The sequence below is a fragment of the Streptomyces sp. RLA123 genome, from assembly GCF_056270165.1.
Genome location: NZ_JBWDOR010000003.1, coordinates 4861555 through 4879666, shown reverse-complemented (window position 1 = coordinate 4879666; position 18112 = coordinate 4861555). Strand labels below are relative to the sequence as shown.

Below are 18112 nucleotides of genomic sequence, written 5' to 3'. Positions count from 1 at the left end.
CCTCACGGGGTGCTGGCGCCGAGCCGGTCCAGGGAGTGGTCCGCCACGTAGTCGGCCATCGTGTCGTTGCGCAGGGCCTCCCAGAGCTGGGAGCTGCCGCTCTCGTCGAGCAGGACGACCGACTGCCCCTTGATCATGTCGAGCCCGCCCACGGGCGCGTTCATGAAGACCATGTCGGACGCCCGGACGTCGCGCATCTTCCACATCAGGTCGCGCAGGTCGCCGTCGGAGAGCCGGTCGTCGACACTGACCACCCCGGTGACCTGGTCCAGCAGGTGCTTGGCCTTGAGCGGGCTGCTCATCGTGGACGGGGTGAGCGTCTTGGCGATCACCGCGCGCAGGAAGGCCTGCTGGCGGTGGGTGCGGTCCAGATCGCCGCGGGGCAGGTGGTAGCGCTCGCGGACATAGGTCAGGGCCTGGTCGCCGTTCATGTGCCGGCCCGCGAGGTCGACGCCGCCGATCGCGTCGGTCAGGGTGCGAAAGCCGCTCCAGTCGATGACGGCGAGGTGGTCGACCTTGACGTCGGTCAGCCGCTGCACGGTGTCGATGAGCAGCGGCGGACCGCCCCAGGAGAAGGCGGCGTTGAGCTTGGCCTTGCCGTTGCCGGGGACGGTGACCCAGCTGTCGCGGGGCAGCGAGACCACATAGGCGTGCCGGTGGTCGGCGGGCAGGTGGACCAGCATCATCGTGTCGCTGCGCTGGGCGCCGCGCTTCCACTCCGGCGCCTGCGCGTTCTCGCCGGTGGTCGGCAGGTCGGAGCGGGCGTCCACCCCGACCAGGAGGAACGTTTCGCCGCCCTTGGCGGGGGCCGGCTGCTCACTCTCGGGCACATTGGTGGGAAAGGCGTTCGGGATACGGCTCACCTTGCCGGTGTAGTGGTCCACCGCCCACCACAGCGTCCCCGCCACCGCGAGCACGGCCGCCGTCAGCAGCGTCAGCGCCCCCAGCAGGACTCTGCGGGTGCGCCGGCGCCGCTTGCGCGAACGCGCGGCCTCGTCCCCCGGCGTTTCCTCAACAGTCGTGTCCTTGTGACCGACCGGATCCGTCGTCGTCACGCCCCACCCCCACACTGTGCACCCGCTCCCCACGCGTGCGTAGGGGGCATTGTGGCGCGGGAAGGCCGTCCATGGCCATGCCCACGGCGCCCGTCCCGTCACACGGACACCACGGACCGGCCAACCGTGACGCACCGGGCGGACGGGAGGACGTCATCCCCCGCCGTTATGCTCGGCAGCACAGACCGGCCACCACCAGGGAGGGAGCCTCCATGGCCCTCAAGCTCACCGTGATCGGCACCGGCTATCTGGGCGCCACGCACGCCGCCGCGATGGCGGAGCTGGGCTTCGAGGTACTGGGGCTGGACATCGACCCCGCCAAGATCGAGACCCTGTCGGCGGGCCGGGTCCCCATGTACGAGCCGGGCCTGGAGGAACTGCTGGGCCGCCATGTCGCGGGCCTGCCCGGCGCGAGCGGCCGGCTGCGCTTCACCACTTCCTGGGAGGAGGTCGCCGCCTTCGGCGACGTCCACTTCGTCTGCGTCAACACCCCGCAGAAGCACGGCGAGTACGCCTGCGACATGAGCCACGTCGAGTCCGCCTTCGACCTGCTCGCCCCGCACCTGACCCGTCCCGCCCTGGTCGTCGGCAAGTCGACGGTGCCGGTCGGCAGCGCGGCGCGGCTGGCCGAGCGGCTGGCCGAGCTCGCCCCGGTGGGCCGGCAGGCGGAACTCGCGTGGAACCCGGAATTCCTGCGCGAGGGCTTCGCCGTCGAGGACACCCTGCACCCCGACCGGATCGTGGTCGGCGTCGCCTCCGACCACGCCGAGAAGCTGCTGCGCGAGATCTACGCGACCCCGGTCTCCGAGGGCACCCCGTTCGTCGTCGCGGACTACCCGACCGCCGAGCTGGTGAAGACGGCGGCGAACGCCTTCCTCGCCACCAAGATCTCGTTCATCAACGCCATGGCCGAGGTCAGCGAGGCCGCGGGCGGCGACGTGATGAAGCTCGCCGAGGCCATCGGCCACGACGAGCGGATCGGCAAGAAGTTCCTCCGCGCCGGCATCGGCTTCGGCGGCGGCTGCCTGCCCAAGGACATCCGGGCCTTCATGGCCCGCGCCGGCGAACTGGGCGCCGACCAGGCGCTGACCTTCCTGCGCGAGGTCGACTCCATCAACATGCGGCGCCGGGCCCACATGGTCGAGCTGGCCCGCGAGGCCTGCGGCAGCGGCGGCTTCCTCGGCAAGCGCGTGGCGGTGCTCGGCGCGGCCTTCAAGCCGGACTCGGACGACGTGCGGGACTCCCCCGCGCTCAACGTCGCCGGCCAGATCCACCTCCAGGGCGGCCAGGTCACCGTCTACGACCCCAAGGCGATGGACAACGCCCGCCGCCTCTTCCCGACCCTCGGCTACGCGTCCGGCGCCCTGGAGGCCGTACGCGGCGCCCAGGTCGTGCTGCACCTGACCGAGTGGCAGGAGTTCCGCGAGCTCGACACGGAGGCCCTGGGGGCCGTGGCGGGGCAGCGGCACATCATCGACGGGCGCAACGCGCTGGACGCGGCGGCGTGGAGGGACACGGGGTGGACGTTCCGGGCGATGGGACGCCCCAACGCGTAGCGCTGCGCTTCGCTGTACCGGGTTGTTTTCCCCGCCCGCCCTCCCGTGCGCCATGTGAAGTCTGGGCGCCCCGGCGCCCGTTCTGGTGGGTGCCGGGTTCGGGGCCTCCGGGGCCGGCCATTCTGGACAGCACATTTCGGTGCCTCAGGTCCCTGATCTGCGCACTGGGGTGGTGCACCCAAATATGCTCCAGTGTCCAGAACACCCACCCCTGCACCCCCGCCCCCTCGGGTCTCGTCATGCGCCTGATCCCCGGAGGGGGGTAAGGGGCGGTCGTGCCGGAGGCGGTCGTTGGCGCGGCGCCCACAAGCGGCCTCTGCACGGTGCCGCTCACCGCCACCCACCGGGGATCAGGCGCGACACCCAGGCAGCCGGCGCAGCGGCTAGTGGACGTCGCCCATGAGGGAGATGACCCGCTTGCGGTACAGGACGAAGGCGACACCGGCCGCCAGCGCCACACCGCCCTGGATCGCGAAGGACGTCTCCGACAGGAACGCGTTGCCGATGACCAGTTGGAGGATGGCCGCCACGCAGTCGCCCGCCGTCACGGCGAGGAACCACAGGCCCATCATCTGGCTGGCGTACTTGACCGGGGCCAGCTTGGTGGTGACCGACAGCCCCACCGGGGACAGGCACAGCTCGGCGGTGGTCTGGATGAGGTAGACCACGGCCAGCCACAGCGGTGTGACCTTGACGTCGCCCGAGGCCGCGGCCTGCGCCAGCATCATCACGATGAAGGACACGCCGATGCCGACGAGGCCGAGCGCGAACTTCACGGTCGTGCTGGGGTTCTTCCGGCGCAGCGTCACCCACAGCAGGGCGAAGACCGGGGCCAGGGCCATCACGAAGAGCGGGTTGAGTGACTGGAACCAGCTCTCGGGGAAGTGGAAGCCCCACAGCTTCGAGGCGGTGTGCTCCGAGGCGAAGACCGTCAGGGTCGAGCCGGACTGGTCGTAGATCATCCAGAACACGGCGGCGACCACGAAGAACCAGATGTAGCCGGTCACCTTGGTCTTCTCGTCCGAGGTGAGTTCCTGGTCGCGGCGGATGCGCGTGAAGTAGTACGCCGGCAGGACCAGGCCCAGTAGCGAGAGCGGCCACAGCACCCAGTTGATCGTGAAGTGGCCGGTGAAGGTGATCACGCCGTAGCAGACGACCGCCGCGGCCAGCCACAGCAGCGCCTTCTTCATCAGGCCGGCGCGCTCGGCTGCGTCCAGGGGCGTGGGGACCACGCTGGAGACCGGCGCGAGGCGCTTGGTGCCCAGGAGGAACTGGGCCAGGCCGAAGCCCATGCCGACGCCGGCGAGGGCGAAGCCCAGGTGCCAGTCGACCTTCTGGCCGACGGTGCCGATGATCAGCGGCGCGAGGAAGGCACCGAGGTTGATGCCGATGTAGAAGATCGTGAAGCCGCCGTCGCGGCGCGGGTCGTTCCGGTCCGGGTAGAGCTGGCCCACCATCGTGGAGATGTTGGACTTCAGCAGGCCGGAGCCCACGGCGATGAAGACCAGGCCGACGAAGAACGAGGCAGTGACCGGCACCGCCAGCAGGAAGTGGCCGATCATGATGATCGTGCCGCCGATGGCGACCGTGCGGCGCGGGCCCCACAGGCGGTCGGCGAACCAGCCGCCCGGCATGGCCAGCAGGTACACGGTGGCGGTGTAGACGCTGTAGATGGCGCCGGCGGTGGCGGCCTTCATGCCGAGCCCGCCGTTCGCGACCGAGGCCGTCAGGTAGAGGACGAGCAACGCCCTCATGCCGTAGTAGCTGAAACGCTCCCACATCTCGGTCAGGAAAAGTGTGGCCAGACCTCGAGGGTGGCCGAGGAGACTGCCGCCGGATCCGTGCTTCCGGGCGGCGAGGCCCTCAGTCAGGCTGGACGCCATGGGGTTTCCTTGCTGCTCGGGGCGCGCCGCGCGAACGGAGCGCGCCCGGGTGGGGGGACCGGCACCGGCGCGCGCGAACGCGTGCCGGGATCCACGGCCACCGCCTTCACAGGCGGCGGCCCCGGCCGGCAGATCAATGACTGATGCTGGTGTGGGGACCAGCCCCGTAACAGAAGGCCCCTCGACATCACATGAACGCCAAAGGTCCCAGGGGGAACCATTACGGGCTTTTCGTTACTTTATGGCAGCTTCACATGTGTTATATGGGGCGACTTGAGACGCTCCTCACAGCACGTGCGGCCCGCCCGGCGTGCGGTTTCTCCGGGCGGACTACCATCAGCGCATGACCCGCGTACTGCTCGCCGAGGACGACGCATCCATCTCGGAACCGCTCGCACGCGCGTTGCGCCGCGAAGGGTACGAGGTCGAGGTGCGTGAAGACGGACCGGCGGCGCTCGAAGCCGCCCTGCTCGGCTCCTTCGATCTGTTGGTGCTCGACCTGGGGCTGCCCGGAATGGACGGGCTCGAGGTGTGCAGGAGGCTGCGCACCGAGGGCCATGGATTCCCGGTGCTGGTGCTGACCGCCCGCGCCGACGAGGTGGACACGGTGGTCGGCCTCGACGCCGGCGCCGACGACTATGTGACCAAGCCCTTCCGGCTGGCCGAGCTACTGGCCCGCGTGCGGGCCCTGCTGCGGCGTGGCACGACCGAGGCGCAGCATCCCTCGACCCAGGGGGTGCGGATCGACGTCGAGTCGCACCGCGCCTGGATGGGCGACGAGGAGCTGCAGCTCACGGCGAAGGAGTTCGACCTCCTGCGCGTGCTGGTGCGGGACGCCGGGCGGGTGGTCACCCGTGAGCAGCTGATGCGTGAGGTCTGGGACACCACGTGGTGGTCCTCCACCAAGACGCTCGACATGCACATCTCGTGGCTGCGCAAGAAGCTCGGCGACGACGCGGCCGCCCCGCGCTACATCTCCACCGTCCGCGGCGTCGGGTTCCGGTTCGAGAAGAACTGAACCCGGGGTCCGCGGACCTGTCCGCCCCGGAAAGCTGAGACGCTTCAACCATGCGCCGCCGTCTCATCCAGTCCACGCTCGCCGTGGTGCTCGTCGTCATCGCCGTCTTCGGCGTCTCCCTGGTGATCGTGGAGACCCGGACGATCGAGAACAGCGCCAGGGAGAGCGTGGACTCGGAAGCGGTGCGGCTGATCGGCATCGTCGAGAGCCGGATCATCGGCGACGAGCGGATCAGCCGCCAGGTGCTGTCCCAGCAGATCACTCCCGACCGCTACGCGCTGGTCACGATCCCGGGTGAGACCCCGATCGCCATCGGCACGCGGCCGACCGGCAAGGTGATCTCCTCGCAGCAGAAGGGCGAGCACGGCGAGACCGTCGTCGTCCAGGAGTCGCGCAGCAAGGTCAGCCAGGAGATCGGCCGCACGCTGCTGATCATCCTCGCGGTGGCGCTGCTGGCGGTGCTGGCCGCCGTGGTGCTGGCCGTGCGGCAGGCGAGGCGGCTGGGCAGCCCGCTGACCGATCTGGCCGAGACCGCGGAACGGCTCGGCTCGGGCGACCCGCGGCCCCGGCACCGCCGCTACGGAGTGCCGGAGCTGGACCGCGTCGCCGACGTGCTGGACCGCAGCGCCGAGCGGATCGCCCGCATGCTGACCGCCGAACGGCGGCTGGCCGCGGACGCCTCGCACCAGCTGCGTACCCCGCTGACCGCGCTGTCGATGCGGCTGGAGGAGATCATCGCCACCGCCGACGACCAGGAGACGGTCAAGGAGGAGGCGACGATCGCGCTCGGCCAGGTCGAGCGGCTGACCGACGTCGTGCAGCGGCTGCTCACCAACGCGCGGGACCCGCGGACCGGTTCCGCGGTGGTCTTCGACATCGACGACGTGATCAAGCAGCAGGTGGAGGAGTGGCGCCCGGCCTACCGCAGCGCGGGGCGGGGCATCACCACCGGTTCCGACCGGATGCGCGCGGTGGGCACGCCGGGCGCGGTCGCACAGGTGCTGGCCACCTTGCTGGAGAACGGGCTGATGCACGGCGCGGGCACGGTCGCCATCTCCACCCGCGTCACCGGCAACCAGGTGGTGGTGGAGGTGACGGACGAGGGCCAGGGCGTGCCGCCGGAACTGGGGGCCCGGGTCTTCGAGCGCACGGTCAGCGGGCGCAACTCCACGGGCATCGGCCTCGCGGTGGCGCGGGACCTGGCCGAGGCGGACGGCGGCCGTCTGGAACTGCTCCAGCAGCGCCCGCCGGTCTTCGCGCTGTTCCTGGCCCGGCAGGAACCGCGGGTGTGACGTTCGCCGCGGCGGCTAGCCGGCGCGGCCCACGGGGGCGCCGGGGACGTCGCTCGCGGCTTCGCCTTCGGCGCCGACCAGGAACGATTCTGCCTGCCGCACGGCCCCGTGGCTCGGCAGGGCCTTGAAGACCCAGCTGCGGTAGGACCAGAAGCGGAAGAGGGTGGCGACCCCGATGCCGATGAACTTGAAGACGTTGCTCTGCAGCGGGCTGTCCCAGCCGAAGCCGTACGTCGCCATGTAGAGCAGACCGTTCTCGATCACCAGGCCGATCGCGCTGAAGAGCAGGAAGAGCCCCAGCTCACGGGTGCGGCCGCCCTTGTCGCGGTCGCGGTAGGTGAAGTAGCGGAAGCCGACGTAGTTGAAGACGATGGCCACGACGGTCGCGATGACGCTGGCGCGCACCACCTGGAGGTCCGTGAGGTGCCGGACGAGGTTGAAGACGCCGATGTTGACCAGCACGCCCGCACCGCCGACCGCGCCGAACTTGGCGACCTCGCGAGCTATCCCCCTCAGGCGGTCGCTGAGCACCGCCGGCCGAGCGTTGTGCCCCGTCACTTCGCCCATGTGATCGCCCGGTCCCGTCTGTCTTCGGTCAGAGTGCCTTCATGCTAGCCGGGGGTCCGGTAGGACAGGGGTCGGGGCGTCATTCGTACCCAGATATCCTGGTGACTGTGACATTCCCGGTAGTCGGCATGATCGGCGGCGGCCAGCTCGCCCGTATGACCCACGAGGCGGGTATCCCCCTCGGCATCAGATTCAAGCTCCTCAGCGACACCCCCGTGGATTCCGCGGCGCTGGTCGCCGGGGAGGTCGTGGTGGGTGACTACCGCGACCTCGGGACGCTGCGCGCGTTCGCGGCGGGCTGCGACGTGATCACCTTCGACCACGAGCACGTGCCCACCGAGCACCTGCGGGTCCTGGAGGCCGACGGCATCGCCGTACGCCCGGGGCCGGACGCCCTGGTGCACGCCCAGGACAAGGGCGTGATGCGGGCGAAGCTGGACTCCCTCGGCGTCCCCTGCCCGCGGCACCGCATCGTGGCCGACCCGGCGGACGTGACGCGCTTCGCCGGTGAGGGCTCCGGTTACCCGGTGGTGCTCAAGACCGTGCGCGGCGGCTACGACGGCAAGGGCGTGTGGGTGGTCCGCGACGAGGCGGGCGCCGCAGAACCGTTCCGGGCCGGCGTGCCGGTGCTCGCGGAGGAGAAGGTCGACTTCGCGCGGGAGCTGGCGGCCAACGTCGTGCGGTCCCCGCACGGGCAGGCGGTCGCCTACCCGGTGGTGGAGTCGATCCAGGTCGGCGGTGTGTGCGACACCGTGATCGCGCCCGCCCCCGGCCTCCCTGAGGCGCTGTCGGCACAGGCTCAGCAACTGGCACTGACCATCGCCAAGGAGCTGGGCGTCGTCGGTCACCTGGCCGTCGAGCTGTTCGAGACCCGGGACGGCCGGATCCTCGTCAACGAGCTGGCCATGCGCCCGCACAACAGCGGCCACTGGACCCAGGACGGCGCTGTGACCTCGCAGTTCGCCAACCACCTGCGGGCGGTGCTGGACCTGCCGCTCGGCGACCCGCGCCCGCGGCAGCCGTGGACGGTGATGGCCAACGTCCTCGGCGGCGACTACCCCGACATGTACCAGGGCTATCTGCACTGCATGGCCCGGGACCCGCAGCTGAAGATCCACATGTACGGCAAGGACGTGAAGCCCGGCCGCAAGGTCGGCCACGTCAACACCTATGGCGCCGACCTGGCCGACGTGCGCGAGCGCGCCCGGCACGCCGCCGACTACCTGCGAGGGACGATCACCGAATGAGCAGCCCCCTGATCGGCATCGTGATGGGTTCGGACTCCGACTGGCCGGTCATGGAGGCCGCCGCCCAGGCGCTGGACGAGTTCGAGGTGCGGTACGAGGTCGATGTGGTCTCCGCGCACCGCATGCCGCGCGAGATGGTCGCGTACGGCGAGCAGGCCGCCGAGCGCGGCCTCAAGGCGATCATCGCGGGCGCCGGTGGCGCCGCCCATCTGCCGGGCATGCTGGCTTCCGTGACGCCGCTGCCGGTGATCGGCGTGCCGGTTCCGCTGAAGTACCTGGACGGCATGGACTCGCTGCTGTCCATCGTGCAGATGCCGGCGGGCGTGCCGGTCGCCACGGTCTCGGTGGCCGGCGCGCGCAACGCGGGCCTGCTCGCGGTGCGGATGCTCGCCGCGCACGACGGCGAACTCCTGGAGCGGATGCGGCATTTCCAGGAGGAGCTGAACCAGCAGGCGACCGACAAGGGCAAGCGCCTGCGTGCCAAGGTGGAGGGGTCGGCCGGCTTCGGTTTCGGAGGGAAGTAGTCATATGAGCCACATGGGCGCCGAGGACGAACTGATCGCCCGGGCGCGGGAGGTGCTCACCGCCCATCCCGTCGTGGACGGGCACAACGACCTCCCCTGGCGGCTGCGCGAGCAGGTGCGCTACGACCTCGACCGGCGGGACATCGCCGCCGACCAGTCGGCGCACCTGCACACCGACCTCCCCCGGCTGCGGGCCGGGCGGGTCGGTGCGCAGTTCTGGTCGGTGTACGTGCGCAGCAGCCTCGCCGGCGGGGACGCCGTCGCCGCTGTGCTGGAGCAGATCGACTGCGTACGGCGCCTGGTCGAGCGGTACCCCGGCGACCTGCGGGCCGCTTTCACCGCCGACGACATGGAGTCCGCCCGCGCCGAGGGCCGCATCGCCTCGCTGATGGGCGCCGAGGGCGGGCACTCCATCGCCAACTCCCTCGGTGTGCTGCGCACGTTGTACGCACTGGGGGTGCGCTACATGACGCTCACCCACAACGACACCATCGACTGGGCGGACTCGGCCACCGACGCGCCCCGGCACGGCGGCCTGACCCCCTTCGGCGAGGAGGTCGTCCGTGAGATGAACCGCCTCGGCATGCTCGTCGACCTCTCGCACGTCTCGCCCGACACGATGCGCGCGGCGCTGCGGGTGTCGCAGGCGCCGGTGCTGTTCTCGCACTCCTCCGCGCGGGCGGTCTGCGACCACGTCCGCAACATCCCCGACGACGTCCTGGAGCGCCTGCCGGTCAACGGCGGGGTCGCCATGGCGACCTTCGTACCGCAGTTCATCCTGCCCGCCGCGGCCGAGTGGATCGTCGGCGCCAACGCCGAGATGACGGCGCACGGCCTGCACCCGCTGGACCAGACGCCCGAGGCGCTGGCGGTCCAGCGGGCCTACGAGGGCACCCACCCCCGGCCGGTCGCGACCATCGGCACCGTCGCCGACCACCTGGACCACATGCGCGAGGCCGCCGGCGTCGACCACATCGGCCTCGGCGGCGACTACGACGGGGTCTCCTTCCTTCCGGAGGGCCTCGGAGACGTGTCCTGCTACCCCCGGCTCGCCGCCGAACTGCTGCGCCGCGGCTGGTCGGACGAGGACCTGGCGAAGCTGGCATGGCGCAACGCGGTACGCGTCCTGCGGGACGCGGAATCGGTGGCGGCGGACCTGCGGGGCAAGCGGGGTCCGTCCAACGCCTCGATCGAGGAACTGGACGGACCGGACACCGGCGCGGCCGGGGGCTGACCGTCGGCCCACCGGCGCGGGCGGAGCCCGCACCAGCGCGGCCGGGAGGCGGGCCGGCTACGCGGGGGCCGCGACCTCGGCCCAGACCGTCTTGCCGGGCTGTCCGTCCATGGTGCGCAGGACGCCCCAGTCCAGGCACAGCCGCTGCACGATGAACATGCCGTGCCCGCCCGGGCGCCCCGCGCGGTGCGGGGTCCGCGGCGCGGGGTCGCCCACGCCGCCGTCGGCGACCTCCAGACGGAGCGACTTGGGCTGCCGGTGCAGCCGCAGCTCCTCGGGGCCGCCCGCGTGCAGGCAGGCGTTGGTCACCAGTTCGGAGACGACCAGCAGTACGTCCTCGGCCGCGGCTCTGCGATCGGCGGAGTCGGCCGGGAGCCAGCCCCAGTCGTGCAGGGCCTGCCGGGTGAAGTCACGTGCCATGGGTACGGCACCCGGCACCCCCGACAGATGGAGTGTGCGCACCTGGGCCTCCCCCGGTCCGGTGGGCAGCGCGTCCGCGCCGCCCGAGTCGCGGTCGTCCGCCGCAGGGGGCCGCGTGGTGCTCATCAGCGCCTCCACTCACCGATGTCCGCCAGTGACAGATGTGATCCCGAGGTTCTCCTGCCCGGCCCTCTCCGGGGAACACATCCGGATTGCGGGGCGATCAGGGCGTGCCTCGCGTCCCCCGCTCGGGGCCCGCCGGAGGATCACTCCTTGAGCGCGTCGTCCAGCGTGTCGTGCACGGTGAACACGGCCTCGGCACCGGTGATCGAGAAGACCTTCGCCACGGCCGGCCGCATCCCCGCGAGGTGCACGGAACCGCCGGCCGCCTCGGCCTTCAGACGCGCGCCGAGCAGTACGTTCAGTCCGGTGGAGTCGCAGAACTCCAGACCGGTGCAGTCCACGACGAAAGTGCTGCAGCCGTCCTCGACGAGCTGGTCCAGCGGCTCGCGCAGCAGATCGGCCGTGTGGTGATCGAGCTCACCTGTGGGCGCGACGACCGCGCTCGTGCCCGACCGGCTCACAGCGACACGCAGCCGGTCCCGGCCGGTCGTACCGACCATTTCGCGGTCCATGCGCACTCCTCCCGGATGAATCGGCCATGCGCATCTCGCACCCTACGCGCTTTCCTGACCTGGGTGGTAGTCGCTCCCGGGGAGCGGCGGCCCGCGCGGAGAACGGACCGATCCGGGTTGCAATAACCGCGCCGAACGGGGTAGGCGTGGAGTGTGGGCTGAATTTATGGTTCCGCATGCCCCCGTCACCGCACCGAGGGAGGAGAGCATGGCATTCCGGCTCGAAGCGCGCGACGCGTCGACGACAACGGAGACCACGGTTCACCAGGAGTACGGGACCCCGGAGGGCCTGGAGGACCTGCCGGAGATCCCGCCTTACGACCAGGTGGGGCCGGTGGACGCACGGGCGCTGTCCAAAACGCTCTTCCAGCGGCTGGAGACGCTGGAGGAGGGCACGCATGAGTACAGCTACGTGCGCAACACCCTGGTCGAGCTCAATCTCGCCCTGGTGAAGTTCGCGGCTTCCCGGTTCCGCTCCCGCAGCGAGCCGGTCGAGGACATCGTCCAGGTCGGCACGATCGGGCTGATCAAGGCCATCGACCGCTTCGAGATGAGCCGCGGCGTCGAGTTCCCCACCTTCGCGATGCCGACGATCATCGGCGAGATCAAGCGGTTCTTCCGCGACACCTCCTGGTCCGTGCGCGTCCCGCGCCGACTGCAGGAGCTGCGCCTGGACCTGGCCAAGGCCGGTGACGAACTGGCCCAGAAGCTGGACCGGGCGCCGACCGTCGCGGAACTCGCGGAGCGGCTCCAGATCAGCGAGACCGAGGTCGTCGAGGGGATGAGCGCCAGCAACGCGTACACCGCGAGCTCGCTGGACGCCCAGCCCGAGGAGGACGACTCGGAGGGCGCGCTCGCGGACCGGATCGGGTACGAGGACCACGGTCTGGAGGGCATCGAGTACGTGGAGTCCCTCAGGCCGCTGATCGCCGAGCTCCCCTACCGCGACCGGCAGATCCTGTCGCTGCGCTTCGTGGGCAACATGACGCAGTCCGAGATCGGCCAGGAGCTGGGCATCTCGCAGATGCACGTCTCGCGCCTGCTGACCCGCACGCTCGGGCGTCTCCGGCGCGGCCTGCTCGTGGAGGAGTGACGCGCCGCACCTTCCGCTCCTCCCCTTCAGGGACGGCCCCGGCACCTCTCACCAGGTGCGGGGGCCGTTTGTGTCCGCGGGCCGGGGCGGCGGGCGCCTTTCGCGCCCGCGGCGGGCGTCCCCGTCACGCGGCCGGGACGCGCACTCCGCGACGCCATACGGAGGACACCAGCGGGACTCCGGGACGGTAGGCGAGGTGGACGTGCGAGGGCGCGTCCAGCAGCACCAGGTCCGCCCGCGCGCCCGGCGCGAGATGCCCGACGTCCTCCCGCCGCAGCGCCCGCGCCCCGCCCCACGTGGCCGCGCGCACCGCCTCGTCCGGGGTCATCCGCATGTCGCGCACGGCCACGGCCACGCAGAAGGGCATCGAACTGGTGAAGGAGGAGCCGGGGTTGCAGTCCGTGGACACCGCGACCGTGACGCCCGCGTCGATCAGCCGGCGGGCGTCGGGGTAGACCGCGCGGGTGGAGAACTCGGCGCCGGGCAGCAGGGTCGCCACCGTGCGGCCGTTCGCGAGGGCGTCGACGTCGGCGTCGGTGAGGTGCGTGCAGTGGTCGGCCGAGGCCGCGCCCAGCTCCACGGCGAGCTGGACGCCGGGGCCGTGGCCGAGCTGGTTGGCGTGGACGCGCGGGACCAGGCCGCGGGCGGCGCCCGCGGTGAGGATCGCCCGGGCCTGGTCGCCGTCGAAGGCGCCGCGCTCGCAGAACACGTCGACCCAGCGGGCGTACGGGGCGCAGGCGTCGAGCATCGGGCCGGTGACGAGATCGACGTACCCGGCCGGGTCGTCGGCGTACTCGGGGGCGACGATGTGCGCGCCCAGGTAGGTCACCTCGTCGGCGTGGGCGCCGGCGATGCGCAGCGCGCGGGCCTCGTCGTGCGGGGTCAGACCGTAGCCGGACTTGGTCTCGATGGTCGTGGTGCCCTGGCGCAGCGCCTCGGCGACGTAGCGGGCGACGTTGGCGTGCAGTTCCTCGTCGCTCGCGGCCCGGGTGGCGGCGACCGTGGTGCGGATCCCGCCCGCGGTGTACGCCTGGCCGGACATACGGGCGTTGAACTCGCGGGTGCGGTCGCCGGCGAAGACCAGGTGGGAGTGGGAGTCGACGAAGCCGGGGAGCACGGCCCGTCCGGCCGCGTCGAACGCCTCGTCGGCGGCGGGCGCCTGCGCGCTGGGACCGACCCAGGCGACATGCTCCCCGTCGATGACGACGGCGGCGTCCTCCAGCAGGCCGAGCGGCCCTTCGCCGAGTGCCGGGTCGTTGGTGACCAGGCTGCCGATGCCGGTGATGACGCTGCTGCTCATGAGGGCCTTCCCTGATCGGCGGAGGAATCGGCGGAGAGCTCGGCGATCGCGGCGGCGAGCGCGCCGCCCACGTCGCGCACGAACTGGTGGGCTCCGTCGCGGACGATGTGGCGGCCGCCGACCACGGTGTGCCGGACATCGGCGTTGGTGGCGGCGAAGACCGCCGTCTCCACCCCGAGCCCGGGAGGCGGTCCCGCGGTGCGGGCGGAGTCCAGCGCGACGGTGCTGAAGTCGGCGAGCGCGCCCGGCTCCAGCCGGCCGCCGTCCGCCCAGCCGAGCGAGGCGTGGCCGTCGGCGGTGGCCGCGCTCAGCAGTGCGGCGGCCGTCCAGTGGCCTCGGGTGCGGGTGCGCAGGCGCTCGTCGAGCTCCATCGCGCGCGCCTCCTCGAACAGGTCGATCACCGCGTGGCTGTCGCTGCCGAGGCTGAGCGCGCTGCCCGCCTCCTGGAGCGCCCGGGCGGGGCCGATGCCGTCGGCGAGGTCGCGTTCGGTGGTGGGGCACATGCAGATCGTCGTCCCGGAGCCGCCGAGCAGCGCGATGTCCTCGGGGGTGAGATGCGTGGCGTGGACGGCCGAGGTGCGCGGGCCGAGCACGCCGTGGTCGGCGAGCAGCCGGGTGGGGCTGACGCCGTACGCGGCCTGGCAGGCCTCGTTCTCCGCGGGCTGCTCCGACAGATGCACGTGCAGCGGGGCCTGCCGGTCCCGCGCCCAGCGCACGACGGTGCCCAACTCCCCCGCGGGGACCGCCCGCACCGAGTGCACGGCGGCGCCGATCCGCACCTGCGAGCCGTCGCGCAGGCCGGCAGCACGCTCGGCCCAGGACTCCGCGTCGCCGTCGCTGAAGCGCAGTTGGTGCGACTCGGGGGCAGCGCCGAAACCGGAGGAGAGGTAGACGGTGTCCAGCAGCGTGATGCGGATGCCGGCCTCGTGGGCGGCGGCGATCAGGGCCTCCCCCATCGCGTTGGGGTCGGCGTACGGCGCGCCCCCCGGCCGGTGGTGCACGTAGTGGAACTCGCCGACGCAGGTGATGCCGGCCAGCGCCATCTCCGCGTACGCGGCCTTGGCGAGGGCGAAGTAGTTCTCGGGCGTGAGCCGCCCGGCGACCGCGTACATCACCTCGCGCCAGGTCCAGAACGTGCCCGCGCCCGCCTGCACGGTGCCGCGCAGCGCCCGGTGGAAGGCGTGGCTGTGGGCGTTGGCCAGGCCCGGCAGGGTCAGCCCGCGCAGCGTGACCGCGCCCACCGGCGCCGCCGGGACGCCGGTGCGCACCGCGCCGATCCGGCCGTCGGCGGTGGTCTCCACGACCACGCCCGACCGGACCCGGCCGCCGGTCCAGGCGTGCTCGGCCCAGTAGCTCTGCGGGGTCAGTGACACGCCAGGCCCTCCAGTACGTCGGTGAGTGCGGTCACCCCGGCCAGGCAGTCGTCCTCGGTCGCGGTCTCCGCCGGGGAGTGCGACACCCCGGTGGGGTTCCGTACGAACAGCATGGCGGTCGGGACCGCCTCCGAGAGGATGCCGGCGTCGTGTCCCGCGCCGGTCGGCAGCACGGGGACACTCCCGCCGCCTCCGGCGGTGGCACCCCCACCGAGCAGCCCGGCGAGTTCGTCGCGCAGGTCGTGGGCGAACTCCACGACCGGGGTGAACGACTCGCGGGTCACGCTGACCGCGACGCCGTCGCGCTCGCCCCGCTCCACCGCGGCCCGCTCGATCTCCCCGACGAGCCCGGCGAGGGTCGCCTCGTCGGCCGCGCGCGAGTCCAGCCAGCCGCGGACCAGGGAGGCGATGGCGTTGACACCGTTGGGCTCGACGCCGACCTTGCCGAAGGTGGCCAGCGCCCCCGCCAGCCGGGCCCGCTCGCGGGCCGCGAGCACGGTGCCGGCGTACGTCAGCATCGGGTCGTGGCGGTCGTCCAGACGGGTGGTGCCCGCGTGGTTGGCCTCGCCGTGGAAGTCGAACCGCCAGCGGCCGTGCGGCCAGATTGCGGAGGCGACGCCCACCGCGTGCGGGGTGTCGGCGAGCGCCCGGCCCTGCTCCACGTGGAGTTCGACGAACGCGCCGATCCGGGCGAGGCGTTCGGGATCCGGGCCGATGGCCTGCGGGTCGTGGCCGGCGCGCTCCATGGCCTGCGCGAGGGTGACGCCGTCGCCGTCGCGCAGTTGCCGGGCCTTGTCCGGGGTGAGCTGCCCGGCGGTCAGCCGGGAGCCGACGCAGGCCAGTCCGAAGCGCGCGCCCTCCTCGTCGCCGAAGTTGACGATCGCCAGCGGCCTGCCCGGGCGGGCGCCGCGGGCGCGCAGTTCGTCCAGCGCCGCGAAGGAGGACACGACGCCGAGCGGGCCGTCGAAGGCGCCGCCGTCCGGCACCGAGTCCAGGTGCGAACCGGTGACGACGGCGTCCCCGGCCGTGGCGTCGCCGAGCCAGGCCCACTGGTTGCCGTTGCGGTCCAGTTCGTAGGCCAGTCCCCGGCTCTCGGCCTGCGCCCGGAACCAGGCGCGGCAGTCGGTGTCCGCGCCGGACCAGGCGTAGCGGCGGTAGCCGCCGGAGCCGGAGTTGCGGCCGATCGGCCGCAACTCCTTCCACATCTCGTGGAACGAGGAGGTCACGCGGTTCCGTCCTCGCGCATCGGGACGCGCACCCCGCGCTCGGCCGCGACCTCGTCCGCGCGGTCGTAGCCCGCGTCGACGTGCCGGATGACACCCATGCCGGGGTCGTTGGTGAGCACGCGGCGGATCTTCTCGCCCGCGAGCTTGGTGCCGTCGGCGACGGTGACCTGGCCGGCGTGGATCGAGCGGCCGATGCCGACGCCGCCGCCGTGGTGGATGGAGACCCAGGAGGCGCCGGAGGCGACGTTGACCATGGCGTTGAGCAACGGCCAGTCGGCGATGGCGTCGGAGCCGTCGAGCATGGCCTCGGTCTCGCGGTACGGGGAGGCCACCGAGCCCGCGTCGAGGTGGTCGCGGCCGATGACCACCGGGGCGGCCAGGGTGCCGTCGGCGACCATCTCGTTGAAGCGCTCACCGGCCTTGTCGCGCTCGCCGTAGCCGAGCCAGCAGATGCGCGCGGGCAGGCCCTGGAAGTGGACGCGCTCACCGGCCAGCTTGATCCAGCGGGCCAGGGACTCGTTCTCCGGGAAGAGCTCCAGGATCGCCCTGTCGGTCTTGGCGATGTCGGCCGGGTCGCCGGACAGCGCCGCCCAGCGGAAGGGGCCCTTGCCCTCGCAGAACAGCGGGCGGATGTAGGCGGGGACGAAGCCGGGGAAGGCGAACGCGCGCTCGTAGCCCGCGAGCTGGGCCTCGCCGCGGATGGAGTTGCCGTAGTCGAAGACCTCGGCGCCGGCGTCCATGAAGCCGACCATGGCCTCGACGTGCTTCGCCATCGCCTCGCGGGCCCGCTGGGTGAACTCGGCGGGCTTCTCGGCCGCGTAGGAGGCCATGTCCTCGAAGTCGACGCCGATCGGCAGATAGGCCAGCGGGTCGTGCGCAGAGGTCTGGTCGGTGACGATGTCGATGGGCGCGTCCATGGCCAGCAGCTGCGGCACCAGCTCGGCGGCGTTGCCCAGCACGCCGATGCTGAGCGCCTTGCGCCGGTCGCGGGCCTCGGTGGCCAGGGCGAGGGCGTGGTCCAGGGAGTCGGCGCGCACGTCCAGGTAGCGGTGCTCGATACGGCGCTCGATGGCGCGCGGGTCGACATCGATGCAGATGACGACGCCGCCGTTCATGGTGACGGCGAGCGGCTGGGCGCCGCCCATTCCGCCGAGCCCGGCGGTGAGCGTGATGGTGCCGGACAGGCTGCCGCCGAACTTCTTCTCGGCGACGGCGGCGAAGGTCTCGTACGTGCCCTGGAGGATGCCCTGGGTGCCGATGTAGATCCACGAACCGGCCGTCATCTGGCCGTACATGGTCAGGCCCAGCGCCTCCAGGCGCCGGAACTCCTCCCAGTTGGCCCAGTCGCCGACCAGGTTGGAGTTGGCGATGAGCACGCGCGGCGCCCACTCGTGGGTCTGCATCACGCCGACCGGGCGGCCGGACTGGACGAGCATCGTCTCGTCCTGCTTCAGCCCCTGAAGGGTGCGGACCATCGCGTCGAAGGAGCGCCAGTCGCGGGCGGCCTTGCCGGTGCCGCCGTACACGACGAGCTTCTCGGGGTGCTCGGCGACCTCGGGGTCGAGGTTGTTCTGCAGCATGCGCAGCGCTGCTTCCTGCTGCCAGCCCTGTGTCGTGAGCGCGCTGCCGCGCGGTGCGCGCACGGTCCTCGGTCCGCTGCCGGGTGCGGTCATACCCCTGCCTCCTCGC

At 72.0% G+C, this 18112-nt stretch carries 16 protein-coding genes; 7 read left to right on the top strand and 9 right to left on the bottom strand.

The window, feature by feature from the left end:
• Window positions 1-2: 2 nt before the first annotated feature.
• Window positions 3-1055 carry an LCP family protein gene (locus tag RV983_RS22245; RefSeq protein WP_475987500.1) on the bottom strand — a complete coding sequence of 351 codons (1053 nt, stop codon included), beginning with the start codon at window positions 1053-1055 and terminating at the stop codon, window positions 3-5.
• Between the two features lie 212 nt (window positions 1056-1267).
• Here RV983_RS22245 and RV983_RS22240 point away from each other — a divergent pair, with 212 nt between their 5' ends.
• Window positions 1268-2611, top strand: coding sequence for a UDP-glucose dehydrogenase family protein (locus RV983_RS22240; RefSeq protein ID WP_475987499.1), 1344 nt, complete (start codon window positions 1268-1270; stop codon window positions 2609-2611).
• A 383-nt stretch (window positions 2612-2994) separates the two neighbouring features.
• Here the strand turns inward: RV983_RS22240 and RV983_RS22235 are convergent, their stop codons facing one another.
• Window positions 2995-4494 (bottom strand): peptide MFS transporter, encoded by a 1500-nt coding sequence (locus RV983_RS22235; protein ID WP_475987498.1) that lies wholly within the window; start codon window positions 4492-4494, stop codon window positions 2995-2997.
• 343 nt (window positions 4495-4837) lie between these two features.
• Between RV983_RS22235 and RV983_RS22230 the strand changes: the two genes are divergently transcribed.
• Both RV983_RS22230 and RV983_RS22225 read left to right on the top strand, forming a co-directional pair.
• Window positions 4838-5512 carry a response regulator transcription factor gene (locus RV983_RS22230; RefSeq protein WP_389256499.1) on the top strand — a complete coding sequence of 225 codons (675 nt, stop codon included), beginning with the start codon at window positions 4838-4840 and terminating at the stop codon, window positions 5510-5512.
• Window positions 5513-5562: 50 nt separating this feature from the next.
• Window positions 5563-6804, top strand: a complete 1242-nt coding sequence (locus tag RV983_RS22225; RefSeq protein WP_475987497.1) for an ATP-binding protein — start codon at window positions 5563-5565, stop codon at window positions 6802-6804.
• Between the two features lie 15 nt (window positions 6805-6819).
• Here the strand turns inward: RV983_RS22225 and RV983_RS22220 are convergent, their stop codons facing one another.
• Window positions 6820-7371, bottom strand: coding sequence for a GtrA family protein (locus tag RV983_RS22220; protein WP_475987496.1), 552 nt, complete (start codon window positions 7369-7371; stop codon window positions 6820-6822).
• 107 nt (window positions 7372-7478) lie between these two features.
• Here RV983_RS22220 and RV983_RS22215 point away from each other — a divergent pair, with 107 nt between their 5' ends.
• From RV983_RS22215 to RV983_RS22205, 3 genes are read left to right on the top strand one after another with little or no spacing between them, the layout of a single operon-like run.
• A complete protein-coding gene (locus RV983_RS22215) occupies window positions 7479-8618 on the top strand; it encodes a 5-(carboxyamino)imidazole ribonucleotide synthase (RefSeq protein ID WP_475987495.1) in 1140 nt (379 codons plus the stop codon).
• Window positions 8615-9142 (top strand): 5-(carboxyamino)imidazole ribonucleotide mutase, encoded by a 528-nt coding sequence (gene purE, locus RV983_RS22210; protein ID WP_475987494.1) that lies wholly within the window; start codon window positions 8615-8617, stop codon window positions 9140-9142. Before RV983_RS22215 ends, purE begins: the two co-directional genes overlap by 4 nt.
• Window positions 9143-9146: 4 nt before the next feature.
• Window positions 9147-10376 (top strand): dipeptidase, encoded by a 1230-nt coding sequence (locus tag RV983_RS22205; RefSeq protein ID WP_475987493.1) that lies wholly within the window; start codon window positions 9147-9149, stop codon window positions 10374-10376.
• Between the two features lie 57 nt (window positions 10377-10433).
• Here RV983_RS22205 and RV983_RS22200 read toward each other — a convergent pair whose 3' ends face one another.
• Together RV983_RS22200 and RV983_RS22195 are read right to left on the bottom strand one after the other, a co-directional pair.
• Complete coding sequence (locus RV983_RS22200; RefSeq protein WP_475987492.1) at window positions 10434-10922, bottom strand: ATP-binding protein; 489 nt, start codon at window positions 10920-10922, stop codon at window positions 10434-10436.
• Between the two features lie 140 nt (window positions 10923-11062).
• Window positions 11063-11431, bottom strand: coding sequence for an STAS domain-containing protein (locus RV983_RS22195; protein ID WP_475987491.1), 369 nt, complete (start codon window positions 11429-11431; stop codon window positions 11063-11065).
• Between the two features lie 208 nt (window positions 11432-11639).
• Between RV983_RS22195 and RV983_RS22190 the strand changes: the two genes are divergently transcribed.
• Window positions 11640-12524, top strand: coding sequence for an RNA polymerase sigma factor SigF (locus tag RV983_RS22190; RefSeq protein WP_475987490.1), 885 nt, complete (start codon window positions 11640-11642; stop codon window positions 12522-12524).
• A gap of 124 nt (window positions 12525-12648) precedes the next feature.
• Here the strand turns inward: RV983_RS22190 and hutI are convergent, their stop codons facing one another.
• The 4 genes from hutI to hutU are packed head-to-tail and all read right to left on the bottom strand — an operon-like array spanning window position 12649 to window position 18096.
• Window positions 12649-13824 (bottom strand): imidazolonepropionase, encoded by a 1176-nt coding sequence (gene hutI, locus RV983_RS22185; RefSeq protein WP_475987489.1) that lies wholly within the window; start codon window positions 13822-13824, stop codon window positions 12649-12651.
• Entirely contained in the window at window positions 13821-15191 is a 1371-nt protein-coding gene (locus RV983_RS22180) for a formimidoylglutamate deiminase (protein ID WP_475990421.1), read from the bottom strand. Before RV983_RS22180 ends, hutI begins: the two co-directional genes overlap by 4 nt.
• Entirely contained in the window at window positions 15188-16423 is a 1236-nt protein-coding gene (locus RV983_RS22175; RefSeq protein ID WP_475987488.1) for an allantoate amidohydrolase, read from the bottom strand. The genes RV983_RS22180 and RV983_RS22175 overlap by 4 nt, the downstream gene beginning before the upstream one ends.
• Window positions 16420-18096: a urocanate hydratase gene (gene hutU, locus RV983_RS22170; protein ID WP_475987487.1), complete on the bottom strand. Its 1677-nt coding sequence runs from the start codon at window positions 18094-18096 to the stop codon at window positions 16420-16422. The genes RV983_RS22175 and hutU overlap by 4 nt, the downstream gene beginning before the upstream one ends.
• Window positions 18097-18112: the final 16 nt, after the last annotated feature.